Here is a 15,863-nt window from a genome sequence, read left to right as displayed (position 1 = left end):
AAGAGGCCCCCATGGACATGCGCTACACCCCCGAACAGACCGGCCTCAAGCGCCGCGCCACCGCCTACGCACGCCTGCTGATGCGGTACGAGGACCAGTCCGAGCAGGCCGGCGGTCCCCTCCCGCAGAGGACCGTCGCCGAACTGGCCCGGGCCGCCATGGACGCCGGCCTCTACGCCATCAACATGCCCGCCGAGTGGGGCGGCGCCGGGCTCGGCCTCCTCGACCAGGTCATCGTGGAGGAGGAGTTCGGCAAGGTCACCAACTGCCTGTGGGACATCCCCTGGCGGCCCGCCAACGTCCTCGCGTACGGCGACGAACGGCAGCGCGAGAAGTACCTGCTGCCCGTGATCCGCGGAGAGAAGTTCGACGCGTTCGCCGTCACCGAGCCGGGCGCGGGCTCGGACCCCTCCTCCGGCACCTCCACGGCCACCCGCACCGACGGTGGCTGGCTGCTCAACGGGGAGAAGTGGTTCGTCACCTGCGGCGACATCGCCGACTTCCTGCTGGTGCAGGCCGATGCCGGTCCCGAACGGCTGCCCACCCTCTTCTTCGTGGACAAGGGCGCCCCCGGAGTGGCCATGACACGGGTGCCGCACTTCATGCACTCCGCGGTCAACGGGCACCCCGAGTTCACCTTCACCGACGTCTTCGTGGCCGACGAGGACGTCCTCGGCGGCGTCGGCAACGGCTATGAGCTGACCAAGGAATGGTTCACGGACGAACGCCTGATGATCGCCGCCCGCACGGTCGGTGCCGCCGAGCGCGCCCTGCGGCTCGCCCGGGACTGGGCGGTGGAGCGTGAGCAGTTCGGGGCGCCGATCGCCTCGTACCAGCTGATCCAGGGCATGCTGGCCGACTGCGCCGTGGACATCGCCGTCAACCGGGCCTACACCCACCAGGTCGCCTGGGAGGCCGACCACGCCTCGGCCGACGACCGCAAGACGCTGCACGCCAAGGCCTCCACCGCCAAGCTCGCCGCCAGCGAGGCCGCCGGCCGGGTCGCCGACCGCTGTCTGCAGATCTTCGGCGGCCGCGGCTACGACCGCACCTACCCCGTCGAGCGCATGTACCGGGAACTGCGCGTCGACCGCATCTGGGAGGGCACCTCCGAGATCCAGCGCCTCATCATCGCCAACGAGCTGATCAAGCGCGGCACCCGCGCCCTGGCCCTGCCCACCCGCTGACCCCGCCCCTTCATCGCGAAGCGAGGACCTCCATGGACTTCCGTCTCACCCCGCGCCAGGCACAGCTCAAGGCCGCCGCCCGCGCCCTCACCGACGTCATCGCCGCCTACGAGATCCCGTGCGAGGAGAACAACGGCCTGCCCGCCGACGCCCACGCCGAGATCCGCGACGCGGTGCTCGACTCCGGCCTGCAGGCGGTCAACATGCCGGCCGAATGGGGCGGCGCCGGCCTCACCATCGCCGAGCAGGTCACCGTGCAGGAGGAGCTGGGACGGCTCACCGGAGCCCTGTGGGACACGGTGTGGCGGCCCGCCAACGCGCTCCGGTTCTGCACGCCCGAGCAGCGGGACCGCTTCCTCATCCCGGTGATCAAGGGCGAGCGCCGCGACTGCTACGCCGTCACCGAGCCCGGCGCCGGTTCGGACCCGCAGAACCTGGCCACCACGGCGACGAAGAACGACCAGGGCTGGGTGCTCGACGGCGAGAAGTGGTTCGTGACCGTCGGCGACCACGCCGACTTCATGATCGTGCTCGCCGCGGCGGGTCCGGACCGTGCCCCGACGCTGTTCCTCGTGGACAAGGACACCCCCGGCATCGAGATGACCCGCGTGCCGCGCTTCATGCACACCTTCGTCTACGAGCACCCCGAGTTCACCTTCACCGACGTACAGGTCGGCGAGGACGCCGTGCTCGGCGGCATCGGTGAGGGGTACGACATCACCCGTTCCTGGTTCACCGAGGAACGGCTGATGATCGCGGCCCGTACCACCGGTGCCGCCGAGCGCGCGGTGGAACTGGCCCGGGACTGGGCGGTGGAGCGTGAGCAGTTCGGGGCGCCGATCGCCTCGTACCAGCTGATCCAGGGCATGCTCGCGGACTGCGCCGTGGACATCGCCGTCAACCGGGCCTACACCCACCAGGTCGCCTGGGAGGCCGACCACGCCTCGGCCGACGACCGCAAGACGCTGCACGCCAAGGCCGCCATCGCCAAGCTCGCGGCGAGCGAGGCCTCGGGCCGGGTGGTCGACCGGTGCCTGCAGATCCACGGGGGCCGCGGCTACGACCGTGCGTATGCCGTCGAGCGGCTCTACCGGGAACTGCGCGTGGACCGCATCTGGGAGGGCACCTCGGAGATCCAGCGGCTGATCATCGCGGGCGAACTCATCAAGCGCGGCTCCGGGGTCCTGGACCTGCCCACCGCCTGACACCACGGCCGACGCCCCGGTGGGGGAAAGCTGAGGGAAGATGGTCGGGGCGTACGACCACCGAACGAGGGGAGCCGCAGGGTGTCCACCAAGGTGCGCACGGCAGACACGCGTGAGCGCATCCTGACCGCGGCGTGTGAGGCCATCGCCGAGATCGGTTTCGAGAAGATCCGGATGCGCATGGTCGCGGAACGGGCCGGCGTGTCGACGGCGCTGCTGCACTACCACTTCGACACGCGCGAGAAGCTGTTCACCGAGGCGATGACCCACTCCTTCGCCAACACCGCCACCGATGTGGAACGCGACGCCGGGACGGCCCCGGCGGCGGTCGTCCTGGCCCGCATCCTGCGCAACCTGCTGCCGACCGACCCGGAACTGCACCAGGACTGGCGACTGTGGCAGGAACTGTGGGTCCGGGCCCTGCGCGACGAGGCCACCCGGGCCTATGCCGTGGACCTGTACGCCCAGCTGCACACCTGGGTCGCCGATGCGGTCCGGCGGGGCATCGCCTCCGGCGAGTTCGAGCCGACCGACGTGGACGAACTCTGCACGCTCGTGCTGTCCCTGAGCGACGGCTACGGCATCCGCCTCATGCTGCGCGATCCGGTGGTCACCCTGGACACCGCGCTCGCCTCCATCTGGCGCCACGTCGCCGCGGCGCTGGGCCTGCCGGAGGCGGTGCCGGTGGAGTGAACGCCGTAGCGGCTGAGTTTCTTCTGCTCGGCGCCTCTTGTCCTGCCGGCGCCGGCTCGTTCGCCGCGGCCCGGCCTCCGCGCCGGCCCAGATCGCCAACTCCGCCGAGCGCTCCCGCAGATCAGCACCTGTGCGTCTCCGGTGCGCTAGCCGGCTCCGCGGTCCAGGACGCGACGGGCCGCCTCGGCCTCTGCCGCCGGCGGGGACAGCTCGTCCAGCGTGTCGAGCTCGTCATCCGATTCCAGTTCCCGTTCCCAGGCCGCCGCGAGCCTTTCCTGCTCCTGGCGCGGCTTGGCGCCGATCGCCTCCCGGTGATTCGGGTCGAGGGCTGCCAGGAATCGTCCTACCTGATCCGTCGGCATACCGTGCTCCTTGTCGCATGGAGGGGTGCCACTCTGGGCCAGTATGGCCGAATATGCGGGCAGCGGCCGCCCGAGTCTGCCGGGGAACAGCCGGCGCTACTCGACGGCCGGGTCCTCCTGGGCATGCCGCACGGCCTTCTTGACGGCCTGCTCGACCTCGAACCGGCTGGCTTCGGTGGCTGCGGCGTGCGCGGTGATGGCCGCCTGTACCGCCTCGGACGCCTCGCGCCAGCGGCGCATCTGGGCGTCGTACTCGTCACCGGTCAGGCCCGCGAGCTTCGCGCGCTCTACCTCGGCGGATCGTTCCAGCTTGATCAACTCATCGGGGACCTCTGCCACGGGCACGGATCCTAAACGGTGGGAGCACCGCATCGGCCGGCGGACTTACCGGCCGATCGGGTAGAGCCGCCGTCGGTCTCCGTGCGGACCCCGAGGGGGAGCCGAAGGCGGGGCCGAGGGGGAGCCGGTACGGGGTGCGGTGGTCCCCCTACGCTCCCGTACGCCGCAGTGCGGACTCCACGAGCGCTCCCGCCGCCCAGCGCATGACCTCCTTCGCCTCCTCCGTGTCGAGTCCGCACGCGTCACGCGTCGAGATGAGCGCTTCCACGCCGTAGACCAGCATGACCGCCATGGTCAGGCGACGGTGCTCGGCGGGTGGGAGGACGCCGGCGAGGGGTTCCAGCGCGGTGCGGGTCAGATCCAGGCGGGTGCGGTTGCGGAAGGGCAGGTCGTCGGCACGCTCGCCCTGCTCGACCTGCTGCCAGCGGTCCAGGCTCGCCCGCAGCAACGCCCGCCACATGAGCTCGTCACCGAGTTGCACATCCGCGATCCGGGAGACGACCGCATCGACCCGCGCGGCCGGCTCGTCCGGCAGATCGGCCAGCACGTCCGGCGCCCGCATGAGCGTGCGGGCTTCCAGCAGCAGGTCCGAGGGATTGGAGAAGTAACGATACGCCGTGGCCGTGGACACCTGGGCCGTCTCGGCGGCCTCCGCGATCGTGACCGCCCTGCCCTCCCGCAGCAGCGCGACCGCGGCGTCGATGAGCGCGCGCCGGGTGCGCAGCTTCTGCTTCCGCCGGCCGTCACCCCGCCGCTCTGCGCCGTCCGTGCTTCGCGCGCCCCCGTCAGTCATGAGAGAATCCTCTTGTCGTGAGAATCGCCTCTCATTACGGTAGCACTGTCTCATCGCGGGGGCCGCGGGCCGTCAGGCGTGCGGCGCGAGAAGAGAGGGGGCCTCTCGTGGGCTCCACGACACCAGAGGAAATGGAAGCTCTGATCCGGCAGCACATGGCCGCCGAGGAGCGCGCCGACCCGGAAGGGTCGGTCGCGATGTACACCGAGGACATCGAGCACGACGTCGTGGGCGACCCCGGCGGCCCGAAGCACGGGATCCCGGCGGCGCTGGAGTTCTACCGCGGGCTGTGCGAGGAATTCCGCGCGGAGAAGGAGGAGCGCACCCGCACGTACTACGCGGACGACGCCATCACCATCGAGAACGTGATGACGGGTACGGTCCCGAACTCCTTCATGGGCCTCCCGGGCGACGGCCGGCGGATCTCCTTCCGGATCCTGCACGTCTTCGAGTTCCGGGACGGCCGGATCTCGCGGGAGAACGTCTGGCTGGACAGCGCGTCGATCGTCGCCCAGCTCACGGCTCCCGCCCGGACCGGCTGACGCCCGGTTTCCCGCAGCAACCCTGTTCCCTCGCGTTCGACTTCACAGAGAAGCGCGTTTCACTCCACAGAGAAAAGGGACAAGAGTGCGCCACACGTTATGCGTCGGAAGGTGGCTCTTCGCCGCCGTCAGCGCCATCGCGCTGGCACTCGTGCCGAGCCTCGCCGGTGCGGTCACCGCCGCCCCCGCCGAGGACGCCCGGCAAGTCGCGGGCAGATATCTGAACCTCCAGCAGTGCCTGTACTACTCGGCCTCGGCCGCCGACCACTTCACGACCTTCGTGCCGAGCCAGGACAACCGTTTCCTGGCCGGCACGCATGTCTCCGACACCCAGGACAGCGCGCCCACCTGCGGCAGCGGCGACGGAAACTTCGGCCTCATCGCTCTCCTGTCGGGCGTCAAGCCACTGGACCTGCGCGGCGGCCGCTACCTGAACCTGCATCAGTGCACCTACTACTCGGCATCTGCCGTCAACTACTTCACGACGGTGGTACCGAGCCGGGACGGCCGCTTCCTGGCCGGCACGAACGTCTCCAACACCCCGGGTGGCAACGTCAGTTGCGGCAGTGGTGACGGCAACTACGCCATCGTCCCGAACCTGTCGTACGTGAAGGCCCTGGACCTGACCACCGGGACCTTCCTCGACCTGCACCAGTGCGTGTACTACTCGGCCGCGAACACCGACCACTTCACGACGGTGCTCGGCGGAGGCGGGGCCTTCTCGACCGGGACGAAGGTGTCCTCGACCGCCGAGACAACCCCTGCCTGCGCCGCCGGAACCCAGGGCTACGACCTGCTTCCCGTCCTGCCGGGCGTCAAGGCACTCCCGCTGACCTGAACCGCGCCTCGTGTGCGGCGGTGGGCCATCACCGCCGCACACTGCAGCTGGTCGTGCCGGAGCACCACCGTCAATGCTCGTCGTCCGGTGGCAGGCTGGGCACATTGGCGCGAAAGAGGCTGACCAGCAGCCCGTACGGCGCAGGAACTCCGGGCGGACCGCCGCCAGCCGCGCCGGCCCGGCCTCGCGCAGCACGAGGACTTCGTCACCTGCCGGAGAGCCCCCAAGGAGTCCGGTACCTCTCGCCACGGCCTCTGCCGCCTGCGCCCTGAGCCCGGACGGCCGCGGCACCATCACGGTTGCCGCCGGACCTGCAGCCTCACGGCCACCCCGGACCGGCTGGAGGCGACCGCCACCGCGGTCGACGCCGAGGCGCTGGGCCCGGTCCAGGACGTGATCACCCGTCACCTGGTGCGGTTGGCGGTCCGGTAAGCCGCCGCCGGCGCCGCGCACATGCAGGTATCCGCCGACGAAGGCACGCTGCTCACGATGCTGACCCCGCCTGACGGACGCCCGCTGCGCGGTCGAGGTCGGCGTCTTCACCGGATACTCGACCCTCTGCATCACCCGTGGCCCGGCCGCCGGCGGCCGGTTGCTCGCCGGCGACGTCAGCGGGGAGCGGGCCGCGATCGGCCGGCCGTACCGGGCACGAGCGGGCGTCGCCGACCGGATCGACCTGCGCACCGCGCCCGCGCCGGCGACTCGCAGATGCTGAGAACCCGGCCAACCGAACCCGACGACACACGAACTCGCGGGCCCGCCGGTGCGCTTGACGCGCATCCGGTACGGGACTTCGAGGGAGCAGGTCCGCGTCAAGTCACACCAATCGCTCCACTGACCACCGGTCCCTCTGCCAGGATGACCACGCAACGGAGCAGAAGTGACGGGAGGTCCGCGTGGACGAGCGGTTAGTGGTCGAGGTCGTCGGTGAGCGGGCTGCCGACGAGCTTCGGTCACTGCGTGACTGGCTGGTCGCCGAGGAGGAACTGCGCGGGCGGGTGCGGCTGGAGTTGCCTCCCCCGGCGCCGGGTGCCCTGGGCTCGCTCGTGGCGGCACTGACGGTCGCGCTCGGCCCTGGAGGCGTGGCGACGGCCGCCGCGAGCGTACTGATCTCCTGGCTGCGTCGGCGTACCGGCAACGTCTCGGTCAAGGTGGTCCGGCCGGACGGGACAGCGGCGGAGTTCAGCGCCACCAACGTCCTCGGCCTGGACGCAGCGGAAGTACAGCGGATCACCGCCGAACTCTCCCGCTCCCTCGACCCCGCCGGCGATCGGGAAACCGGTGACGCAGGCTGAGCCGTACGGCGCATCCCCGGCGACCGGCCTCGGCTCGCCCGGATCGCGCGCTCTGCTCATCGGCACCGGACGCCACCTCCCCGGCTCCCGGCTCCCCGACGTGCCCGCGGTGTCAGCCACCATCCGGGAGCTCGGCCGCACCCTGGTCGACACCTGCGGGCTGCGGCCCGAGAACCTTCTCCCGCCGCTCCTCGATCCGAAGGACCCGATCGAGTTCGGCAACGCCGTCGTCACGGCCGCCAGACAGGCCGAGGACGTCCTCCTCCTCTACTACGTCGGCCACGGACTGGTCAGCCCGGGCAACGAGCTCTATCTGGCCACGGCCGCGACGGACGACCTGGCCGAGGGGCTGGCGTTCAAGGCGCTGCCGTACCAGGCGGTGCGCGACGCGTTCAGCAACTGCCGGGCGCGCTCCATCATCGTGGTGCTGGACTGCTGCTTCGCCGGACGCGCACACGGGTCCTTCGGTACGGCGGCGGCCGACGCGTTCGCGCTGGCCTCGCTCAGCGGCAGCTATGTGCTGGCCTCCGCCTCGCGGGACGAACAGGCACTGGCGCTGCCGGACGAGCCGTACACGGCATTCACCGGCGAGCTGCTGCGCTTTCTGCGCGAGGGAGACCCCGGCGGCCCGCCGGGACTCACCATCGAGGGCGCCTACCGGCACCTGCGCCGCGTCCTGCCGCTTCGGCACCTGCCCGCACCGGAACGGCACCTCAGCGGCCGGGCCGGGGACCTGGTACTGGCGGCCAACCCGGCCGCCGCGCCCCGGCACACCCCGCCGGCCACCCATGCACCGCCCGAGCAGCCCGACGAACAGATCTGCCCGTATCCGGGCCTCGATCCGTTCACCGCCGACGACGCCAGGTTCTTCTTCGGCCGGTCCCAGACCACCGCCGAGTTGCTCACGAAACTCGCCGACTGGTCGCAGGACGACGGGCCGGTCGCACTGGTGGGGCTGTCCGGCGCGGGGAAGTCCTCGCTGCTGCGCGCGGGCCTGCTGCCCGCCGTCAAGCGCGGCGAACTCCCGCTGCCCGGCGCCGGTACCTGGCCGCAGTTCATCCTCACCCCCGGCGAACACCCGCTGGACAGCCTGGCCGGTCAGCTGGCCCGCCCGACCGGACACACGAAAGCCGAGCTGATCGCCGAGCTGCGTGCGGACCCGACCCGCTCGGCCGGCCTGATGCGCCGCGCCCTGCACCGGTGGAGCGGCGGCCAGGACGTGCCCGGCGGCCGACTGCTGCTCGTGGTGGACCAGTTCGAGGAAGTGTTCACCGCTTGCCAGGACGAGCAGGAGCGGCGCGACTTCATCAGCGCGATCTGCTCGGCAGCGACGGGCGACGAGGCCGCCGCCGTCGGCGCACCGGCCCTGGTCGTGCTCGGCATCCGCGCGGACTTCTACGCCTCCTGTCTGGCGCACCCCGAGTTGGCCGACGTGCTCAAGCACCGCCAGTTCCCGGTCGAACCCATGACGCCGGAGCAGCTGCGCGAGGCGATCGAGAAGCCCGCCGAACTGGCCGGGCTTGAGCTCGAAAGCGGCCTGGCCAGCACGCTGTTGCGCGATCTGCGGGCCGACCGCGAGTTCGCCGGCGGCACCCTCCCGCTGCTGGCCTACGCGCTCTGGCTGACCTGGGGCCGCCGCGAGGGCCGCACCCTGACCCTCGCCGGGTACGGCGCGACCGGCGGCATCTGGGACGCGATCACCCAACAGGCCGACCGCACCTACGACAGCCTGACGCCGGACGCCCAGCGGGCCGCCAAGCTGATGCTGCTCCGTATGGTCCGGATCAGCGAGAGCACCGAGGACACCCGTCGGCGGCTCGATCTCACCGACCTGCTGGCCCAACGGCCGCCGGACGAAGCCGCCGCCATCGCCGCCGCCCGCGACGCGCTGGCCGGCGCGCGCCTGATCACCGTCGACGGCGACAGCGCCCAGATCGCCCACGAGGCGCTGTTGCGCGCCTGGGACCGGCTGCGTGGCTGGATCGACGCCAGCCGCGCCGGTCTGCTGGTCCAGCAGAAGCTCCTCGACGCGGCCGAGTCCTGGGAGAGAGACGGACGCGACCCGAGCGCTCTCTACCGTGGCAGCCAACTGGAACTCGTCCGCGACCAGTTCGGCGACACCGGCCGGCACGGTGGGCGCGACGGCCAACTGGGCGAGCTCGCGGCCGAGTTCTTCGCCGCCAGCGTACGAGCCGACCGGCGGCGCCGCCGCATACGGACGGGAACAGCCGTCACACTGATCCTCCTGGTGGTGGCATCCCTGATCGCGACCGGCTTCGCCGTGCAGGGCCGTAAAGACGCACAGAGACAACAGCGCTCGGCGATCGCGGAGGCGCTGGTGCGCGACGCGGACTCCGCCCGGGCCAACGATCCCAGACTGGCCCTGCAACTCGGCATCGCGGCCGACCGCCTGGACCACACCCCCGCGACCACCGCGAACCTCCTCAGCAGCCTGTTCACGCCCTACGCCAGCACCCTCGCGGCCCACTCCGGCGCGGTGGCCGGTGTGGCGTTCACGCCCGGCGGGCGGACCCTTGCCACCGCGAGCCAGGACGGCACCGTCGTCCTGTGGGACACCAGCTCCCCGCAGAACGTCAGGAGGCTCGGCCGGCTGCAGGGCCCCAGCTTCGGCGTGTACACCGTGGCGTTCAGCCCGGACGGGCGTTACCTCGCGGCCGGCGGCAGCGACCGCGCCGGACTCACCGTGCAGATGTGGGATGTGAGCTCTCCGCGACGACCACGCCGTCTCGGCGAGCCGTTGACCGGCCCGGCCAACGTCCACACGCTGGCCTACGCACCGGACGGACGCATGCTGGCGGCCGGCGCACCGGACGGCAAGGTCTGGCTGTGGGACACCAGCGACCCCGGCCGCACCCACCCGCTCGGACAGCTCCTGACAGTCCAGAACACGGACGTGTCGGCCCTGGCGTTCAGGCCCGACGGGCACCTGCTCGTGACCGGCGGCTTCAATGGCACCGTGGTGCTGTGGGACGTCACCGATCGTGCTCATCCCCGGCGGCTCAAGAACCCGATCAGCCACGCGTACGGGGTGTCCGCTCTCGGCTTCGCCCCCGACGGCCGTACGCTCGTCATCGGCGGCGGAGACGGCAAGGTCGACCTCTGGAACGCCGGCGATCCGGACCATCCCGCCTGGGTGAGCCAGATCCCCGCCGGAGATGCCCCGGTGAAGGCCTTGCAGGTGTTCCGGCATGAGATCGACGTGGCACTGGCCGACCATTACACGACCGTGTGGAACACCTCGCGGCCAACTGCCCCCCGCATGGTCAACATTTCCATCGCCGGGGCGTCCAACTGGACCGGCGCGGTGGCGTTCGCACCGCACGCCGGCCTGCTCGCCACCGGGAGCGCCGACAACACGGTGATCCTGTGGCAGGGCAAGAGCGCCGGCGGAACCGTTCCGCTCTCCGCCCGCATCGGAGGCATCGGTGGGGTGCAGACGATGGCGCTGCGCCCGGACGGCCACGCGGCGGCGACGGGCGGAGTGGACGGCAAGGTGACGTTGTGGGACCTGGCCGATCCGAAGCATCCCAGCGGAGTGACACGCAAGACCGTGCGTCACGCGGGCACTGTGTTCGGGGTGGCCTTCAGTCCCGACGGACGCATACTGGCCAGCGGCAGCCTGGACCACACCGTGATCCTCTGGGATGCCGGCGACCTCCACCATCTCCGCAAGATCACACAGTTCACCGCCAACAAGGGCGGAGTCGACGGGCTGGCCTTCAGTCCGGTCGGCCATACCCTCGCCACCGTGGGCGGGGACGGCGCGATCACGCTCTGGGACACTGCGGACCCCTCCCGTCCCCGGCCCATCGGCCGGCCGATCACGGGGCACCGTGCGGGTGTGGACGCGGTCGCCTTCAGCCCCGACGGACACACCCTGGCCACCGGAAGCTGGGACGGCACGGCCAGACTGTGGAACATCGACGACCTGGCCCGGCCGCATCCCCTGGGCACGCCACTGGCCGGCCACACCAACTGGGTCTCCTCCGTGGCCTTCAGCCCCGACGGACACACCCTGGCGACCGGCAGCCTGGACTCCAGCATCATCCTGTGGGACACCACCGACCCGGCCAAGCCCCAGCACCTCGGTCCGCCGCTCGTCCAGCACAGCAGCTGGGTCCTCGGACTGGCCTTCGGCCCTGACGGCCACACACTGGTGTCGGGCAGCGCCGACCGGACAGCGATCCTCTGGGACGTCACCGATCCCGTTCACCCCTACGACCTCGGCGTGGTCGGCAGCAACCACACCGACTCGGTCACGTCCGTGGCGATCAGCGCCGACAACACCATGCTGCTGACCGCTTCCGCGGACGGCACCGTCAACCTGAACAGCCTGACAAAGCTCAACAACGCGCGCACCCATGCCCGCGACATCGCCTGCGCCCGGGCAGGTCACGGGCTGGCCGCCGGGCAATGGTCCCACTACCTCCCCGATCTCGAGTACGAGCGCACCTGCTGACGGTGACACCTCCACCGCGCGTGCACCCCGTCCACCGCCGCCGGTTCACCGACCGGCGTCAGTGGGCGAGGTGGGCGGCCTGCGGCGAAAGATCTCGGCCACCGCTGTGTTGGCGACCACGACGACCGCCATGGCTACGGCGGCAACAGGATGCCCGACCCCGTACAAGGCCGCTGCCCCGCCGCCCAGCACCACCGTCTTGACGGCGAGTACGAGGGGCAGCCGTGGCCGCAAACGGGCCTTCGGCGCCGCGAACAACGACCACAGGACGATCGCCGCCAGGGGCGTTCCCAGGCCGAGCAGGAGACGAGGCGCAGCGCCCTCGCCGACGGCCGATCCCCACCAGCCCAGACATGCCAGCGCAGCGAGCTCCAGCAGAAACGCCAGGAGTTCGTTCGCGGCGTACCACCGCCGCTCATCGATCACGACCATGGCGTCCGGGCCTTGTGACATGGAGTCCTTCCGATGCGCCGGGACCCCAGCATGACAGGGCGGCGACGTGTGCAGTGCCCTTTCGGGGAACTGCGGACCGGCCCCGGGAAACGGCCGGGATCGCTTCTCCACTAGATTGCGATCATGGAAGATGCTCGTGGACGAACCGGGCGTTCAACGGCTCTCCGACCTGCCGAAGGCCAAGAGGCTGGCGTTTGTGTGGGGCATGGACCAGCTGGACCAGCTCGGAGAGGCGGTCGAGCGGGCCTGCCGGCGCCTGAACCCCGCATGCCGCCGGGTCAACCGCCATCACCAGCGAATTGAACCGTGCGAATTGAGCCGTGCGCTTCGGGATCACCCGATGGAACGAGAAGCACCGGCGTGACATGGGGCTGCGGGGGTCGTTGACCAGGCTATGAAGAAGATCACCGCGCTCGCCGCGCTCACCGTGGCCGGTTTCTCCCTCGCCACCCCGGCCCACGCCGACGAGGACGGCAACCGCCCCGACCACGGCCGCATCAACATCGCCGGCCGGCCGTTCACCGGCGACAACCTCTGCAGGCAGGCGGCCGGGCTCGTCCGCTTCGCCGCTCCGTTGGCCGGCGACTCGATGCAGGACGCCTGCAACAACCATGAGCACCCCGACCGCGTCCGCACCCGGTCCGAAGAGCCCGGCTCCTTCTCCGGTCAGGAGTGACCGCACCGCCGGCACCCGCCGACCGACTGCGTCGCCTGTTCGTCAGCTGGACACGGCCCCGCCCGCGAGGTTCCTCGCAGGCGGGGCCGCGGGGTCTGCGCCCCGGAGGCCGCCGGGGCCGGCCCGCGCCCGCGGCCAGGGCCGGCCGGCTGACGCGAACCGAGGAGGTTCTGCCCCGGCAGCCGGAAGGCTGGACGCCTAGCAGTAGTGACGCCTACCAGTAGTGCCGTCGGCCGGCGACCGCGTGACCCATCGAGCCAAGGATCCAGAAGATCGCGCCGATGACCACGAGGATGATCCCGATGGTCCACAGGATGGACAGACCTGTGACGAAACCGACGACGAGCAGGATGATACCGAGGGCGATCATGACGCGCCTCCTGTTGATGAATCGCTCCTGTCCCTCCGAGTGCCCCGAAGCGGACGATGTCATCACCCGCAAGCCGAAAATCTACGGAAGCCCCGTACCGGTGTGATCGGTCCGCTCAGGGAAGTCGCCAGGACGCGTCGCTCGACAGCTGCTGCTCCGCCCAGATGGTCTTGCCCGTGGCGGTGTACCGCGTGCCCCAGCGCTGGGCGACCTGCGCGACCAGGAAGAGACCGCGCCCTCCCTCGTCGGTGCTGCGGGCACGGCGCAGGTGCGGAGAGGTGTTGCTGGCGTCCGACACCTCACAGATGAGAGCCCGTTCGTGGATCAGACGCAGACCGATCGGACCGCAGGCGTGCCTGATGGCGTTGGTGATGAGTTCGCTCACGATCAGCTCGGTGGTGAAAGCGATGTCCTCCAGCCCCCAAGCGGCCAACTGACGGGCGGCGTTGTCGCGGGCCTCGTGCACCGCCCGGGGATCGGCGGGCACTTCCCAGGAGGCCACGCGGTCGGGGGCCAGGGCGCGCGTCCGGGCGACGAGGAAGGCGACGTCGTCGTGCGGATGACCCGGCAGCAGGATGCGGACCATCGTGTCGCAGATCTCCTCCAGCGGCCGGTCGGGGTGGGCCAGGGCGAAGCACAGCCGCTCGAAGCCGACATCGACATCGCGGTCCGAGGCCTCGATCAGGCCGTCCGTGTAGAGGGCGACGACGCTGCCCTCCTCCAGTTCGATCTCGGCCGACTCGAAGGGCAGACCGCCCAGCCCCAGCGGGGGGCCGGCGGGGATGTCGGGCAGCTCCACCGGTTCGCTGAGGTGGGCGATGGCGGGCGTGGGGTGCCCGGCCCGCGCCACGCTGAGTTTCCGCGAGATGGGGTCGTAGACCGCGTAGACGCAGGTCGCGCCGATCACCACCGGTCCGTCCGTGGCCGCCTCCGCCTCGTCCGCCAGGCGCAGGACGAGGTCGTCGAGGCGGGCGAGCAGCTCGTCGGGGGGCAGGTCCAGGTCGGCGAGTGTCTGTACGGCCGCACGCAGCCTGCCCATGCTGGCCGCCGCGTGGATGCCGTGGCCGACGACGTCCCCGACGACCAGGGCGACGCGGGCGCCGGACAGCGGGATGACGTCGAACCAGTCGCCGCCGACGCCGGCCTCGGCGTCGGTGGGCAGATAGCGGTAGGCGACGTCGACGGCACAGTGCTCGGGCAGATCGGGCGGAAGGAGACTGGTCTGGAGAGCGAGAGCCGCGTGATGCTCGCGGACGAAACGCCGGGCGTTGTCCACGCACACCGCGGCCCGAGCCACTAGCTCCTCCACGAGCAGCAGATCGTCCTCGTCGAACGGGTTGGGGTTCTCCCAGCGCAGCAGCGTGACCACCCCCATGGTCACGCCCCGGGCCCGGAGCGGCACCACCAGGTGTGTGTGCACACCCAGGGAGACGATCTTGGCCATGCGCTCCTGATCACCGGCCAGCCACCATGTCGTCGGTTCCAGTACCGGATCGAGGATCGGCCGGCCCGTGGTCAGGCACCGTCGCTGCGGGGAGACGGCCGGGTACCCGGTCGGCTCCCCGATGGGAACGATCGCCTCCGGAATGTCCTCGCGGATCGACCGGTGCACCGCCCGCTGCAGCGTGTCGCCGGCGACCGGTCCAGGAGTGAGTTCCCTGGCCGCGAGGACGCTCCGGAAGAGGTCGATCGCCACGAATTCTGCGAGCTGCGGTACGAGCACCTCGGCCAGTTCCTGCACCGTGCGGTCGAGGTCCAGGGTGGTGCCGATCCGCTGTGCCGCCTCGTTGACCAGGGCGAGCCGCTCACGTGCCCGGTCCTGCGCGGTGAAGTCGACGGCGGTGTGACACACCCCGAGCGTCCGGCCGCCGACGTCCCGCAGCGGGAACGACGAGCGGAGCCTGAGGTGACCCTGCGCGTTCCGGCGGGACCTCCCGTGCGGGGGTGGCACATGCTCGACAGCGGGCGTCACCCGGCCCGAGATCAGCGCCTGGCGCGCCTGCCAGTCCACGGCCGACGGCACCTGTCCCGGTCCGGCCGGCACCTGTCCGGTTTCGGAAGGCAGCGGGTCCGACGGCACCTGTCCCGGTCCGGGAGGCGCGGGAGTGCGGTCGGCCCCGGGCTGGGTCGGCAGGCCCTCCATGGCGACCAGTGCCTGGTTCACCCACTGGAAGCGCAGCTCACTGTCGAGGACGGCGATGCCGATCGGTGACTCCTCCAGCAGGCCGCGTACCACTGCCTGATCGAGTTCCCACCGGCGCGAGTCGGAGACCTCACAGGCCACGGCGAGCCAGGCGGAGCCCTGCTCCGCGCTCAGCGGACACGCCCGCAGGGCCAGCTCGACCGGGTGGCCCGCACGGTGGCGCACGGTGATCAGGCCCTCCCAGCCCTCGCCGACCCGCTGCGCCGTGGACAGCGCGGACGCCGGCGAGTCCTCGCTCATGAGGACGGAGGTCGCCGGCTGCCCCAGCACGCTGGGCGCCGGATAGCCGAGGAGGTCCTCCGCCCGCTGACTCCAGTACCGGATCAGGCCGTGTCCGTCCACGAGGGCGACGGCGGCAGAGGTGATGCCGAACGGATCGTCCTGGTGCTTGTTGTCCAGATCCTTCAGACCCATGGTGGCGGCCGCA

At 71.1% G+C, this 15,863-nt stretch carries 16 protein-coding genes and 1 pseudogene; 11 read left to right on the top strand and 6 right to left on the bottom strand.

Annotated elements, in window-relative coordinates; translation table 11 throughout:
* Positions 1-11 precede the first annotated feature (11 nt).
* The 3 genes from ACIGXP_RS18295 to ACIGXP_RS18285 all read left to right on the top strand — a co-directional run bounded on the left by ACIGXP_RS18295 (position 12) and on the right by ACIGXP_RS18285 (position 3,085).
* Positions 12-1,187: an acyl-CoA dehydrogenase family protein gene (locus tag ACIGXP_RS18295; RefSeq protein WP_399769409.1), complete on the top strand. Its 1,176-nt coding sequence runs from the start codon at positions 12-14 to the stop codon at positions 1,185-1,187.
* 32 nt (positions 1,188-1,219) lie between these two features.
* Entirely contained in the window at positions 1,220-2,392 is a 1,173-nt protein-coding gene (locus ACIGXP_RS18290; protein WP_399769407.1) for an acyl-CoA dehydrogenase family protein, read from the top strand.
* A gap of 81 nt (positions 2,393-2,473) precedes the next feature.
* Entirely contained in the window at positions 2,474-3,085 is a 612-nt protein-coding gene (locus ACIGXP_RS18285; protein WP_399769405.1) for a TetR/AcrR family transcriptional regulator, read from the top strand.
* A 146-nt stretch (positions 3,086-3,231) separates the two neighbouring features.
* On the opposite strand, the gene ACIGXP_RS18280 is transcribed toward ACIGXP_RS18285, so the two are convergent.
* The 3 genes from ACIGXP_RS18280 to ACIGXP_RS18270 all read right to left on the bottom strand — a co-directional run bounded on the left by ACIGXP_RS18280 (position 3,232) and on the right by ACIGXP_RS18270 (position 4,579).
* Positions 3,232-3,447, bottom strand: coding sequence for a hypothetical protein (locus ACIGXP_RS18280; protein ID WP_363220885.1), 216 nt, complete (start codon positions 3,445-3,447; stop codon positions 3,232-3,234).
* 96 nt (positions 3,448-3,543) lie between these two features.
* On the bottom strand, positions 3,544-3,786 hold the full coding sequence (locus ACIGXP_RS18275) for a hypothetical protein (RefSeq protein WP_363220886.1): 243 nt from the start codon (positions 3,784-3,786) through the stop codon (positions 3,544-3,546).
* Between the two features lie 148 nt (positions 3,787-3,934).
* Entirely contained in the window at positions 3,935-4,579 is a 645-nt protein-coding gene (locus tag ACIGXP_RS18270; RefSeq protein WP_399769403.1) for a TetR/AcrR family transcriptional regulator, read from the bottom strand.
* Between the two features lie 131 nt (positions 4,580-4,710).
* On the opposite strand from ACIGXP_RS18270, the gene ACIGXP_RS18265 reads away from it, so the two are divergent.
* The 6 genes from ACIGXP_RS18265 to ACIGXP_RS18240 all read left to right on the top strand — a co-directional run bounded on the left by ACIGXP_RS18265 (position 4,711) and on the right by ACIGXP_RS18240 (position 11,734).
* Positions 4,711-5,121 (top strand): nuclear transport factor 2 family protein, encoded by a 411-nt coding sequence (locus tag ACIGXP_RS18265; protein WP_399769401.1) that lies wholly within the window; start codon positions 4,711-4,713, stop codon positions 5,119-5,121.
* Between the two features lie 85 nt (positions 5,122-5,206).
* Positions 5,207-5,959 (top strand): hypothetical protein, encoded by a 753-nt coding sequence (locus ACIGXP_RS18260; protein WP_399769399.1) that lies wholly within the window; start codon positions 5,207-5,209, stop codon positions 5,957-5,959.
* Positions 5,960-6,220: 261 nt separating this feature from the next.
* Entirely contained in the window at positions 6,221-6,391 is a 171-nt protein-coding gene (locus ACIGXP_RS18255) for a DUF2218 domain-containing protein (RefSeq protein WP_399769851.1), read from the top strand.
* A gap of 70 nt (positions 6,392-6,461) precedes the next feature.
* A complete protein-coding gene (locus ACIGXP_RS18250; protein ID WP_399769848.1) occupies positions 6,462-6,674 on the top strand; it encodes an O-methyltransferase in 213 nt (70 codons plus the stop codon).
* 181 nt (positions 6,675-6,855) lie between these two features.
* On the top strand, positions 6,856-7,254 hold the full coding sequence (locus ACIGXP_RS18245) for a hypothetical protein (RefSeq protein WP_363221163.1): 399 nt from the start codon (positions 6,856-6,858) through the stop codon (positions 7,252-7,254).
* Positions 7,241-11,734, top strand: a complete 4,494-nt coding sequence (locus tag ACIGXP_RS18240) for a caspase family protein (protein WP_399769397.1) — start codon at positions 7,241-7,243, stop codon at positions 11,732-11,734. The genes ACIGXP_RS18245 and ACIGXP_RS18240 overlap by 14 nt, the downstream gene beginning before the upstream one ends.
* 45 nt (positions 11,735-11,779) lie before the next feature.
* On the opposite strand, the gene ACIGXP_RS18235 is transcribed toward ACIGXP_RS18240, so the two are convergent.
* Positions 11,780-12,187, bottom strand: coding sequence for a YrdB family protein (locus ACIGXP_RS18235; RefSeq protein WP_399769395.1), 408 nt, complete (start codon positions 12,185-12,187; stop codon positions 11,780-11,782).
* A gap of 130 nt (positions 12,188-12,317) precedes the next feature.
* On the opposite strand from ACIGXP_RS18235, the pseudogene ACIGXP_RS18230 reads away from it, so the two are divergent.
* Positions 12,318-12,470 (top strand): annotated as a pseudogene (locus tag ACIGXP_RS18230) (diadenosine tetraphosphate hydrolase); the annotation flags it as partial.
* Positions 12,471-12,581: 111 nt separating this feature from the next.
* Positions 12,582-12,863: a hypothetical protein gene (locus ACIGXP_RS18225; RefSeq protein WP_363220279.1), complete on the top strand. Its 282-nt coding sequence runs from the start codon at positions 12,582-12,584 to the stop codon at positions 12,861-12,863.
* Between the two features lie 214 nt (positions 12,864-13,077).
* Here ACIGXP_RS18225 and ACIGXP_RS18220 read toward each other — a convergent pair whose 3' ends face one another.
* Together ACIGXP_RS18220 and ACIGXP_RS18215 are read right to left on the bottom strand one after the other, a co-directional pair.
* Positions 13,078-13,233 (bottom strand): DUF6131 family protein, encoded by a 156-nt coding sequence (locus tag ACIGXP_RS18220; protein ID WP_360081858.1) that lies wholly within the window; start codon positions 13,231-13,233, stop codon positions 13,078-13,080.
* A gap of 115 nt (positions 13,234-13,348) precedes the next feature.
* Entirely contained in the window at positions 13,349-15,850 is a 2,502-nt protein-coding gene (locus ACIGXP_RS18215; protein WP_399769392.1) for a SpoIIE family protein phosphatase, read from the bottom strand.
* Positions 15,851-15,863: the final 13 nt, after the last annotated feature.

Origin of the sequence: Streptomyces sp. NPDC053069, assembly GCF_044546895.1 — a bacterium.
GTDB lineage: Bacteria > Actinomycetota > Actinomycetes > Streptomycetales > Streptomycetaceae > Streptomyces.
The sequence above is the reverse complement of the archived record's forward strand: the minus strand, read 5'-3'. Positions and strand labels throughout refer to the sequence as shown.

Coding starts and splice junctions, on each gene's coding strand:
- ACIGXP_RS18265 (WP_399769401.1), top strand. CDS start 4,711: ATGGAAGCTCTGATCCGGCAGCACATGGCCGCCGAGGAGCGCGCCGAC.
- ACIGXP_RS18290 (WP_399769407.1), top strand. CDS start 1,220: ATGGACTTCCGTCTCACCCCGCGCCAGGCACAGCTCAAGGCCGCCGCC.
- ACIGXP_RS18215 (WP_399769392.1), bottom strand. CDS start 15,850: ATGGGTCTGAAGGATCTGGACAACAAGCACCAGGACGATCCGTTCGGC.
- ACIGXP_RS18225 (WP_363220279.1), top strand. CDS start 12,582: ATGAAGAAGATCACCGCGCTCGCCGCGCTCACCGTGGCCGGTTTCTCC.
- ACIGXP_RS18295 (WP_399769409.1), top strand. CDS start 12: ATGGACATGCGCTACACCCCCGAACAGACCGGCCTCAAGCGCCGCGCC.
- ACIGXP_RS18280 (WP_363220885.1), bottom strand. CDS start 3,447: ATGCCGACGGATCAGGTAGGACGATTCCTGGCAGCCCTCGACCCGAAT.
- ACIGXP_RS18220 (WP_360081858.1), bottom strand. CDS start 13,233: ATGATCGCCCTCGGTATCATCCTGCTCGTCGTCGGTTTCGTCACAGGT.
- ACIGXP_RS18235 (WP_399769395.1), bottom strand. CDS start 12,187: ATGTCACAAGGCCCGGACGCCATGGTCGTGATCGATGAGCGGCGGTGG.
- ACIGXP_RS18270 (WP_399769403.1), bottom strand. CDS start 4,579: ATGACTGACGGGGGCGCGCGAAGCACGGACGGCGCAGAGCGGCGGGGT.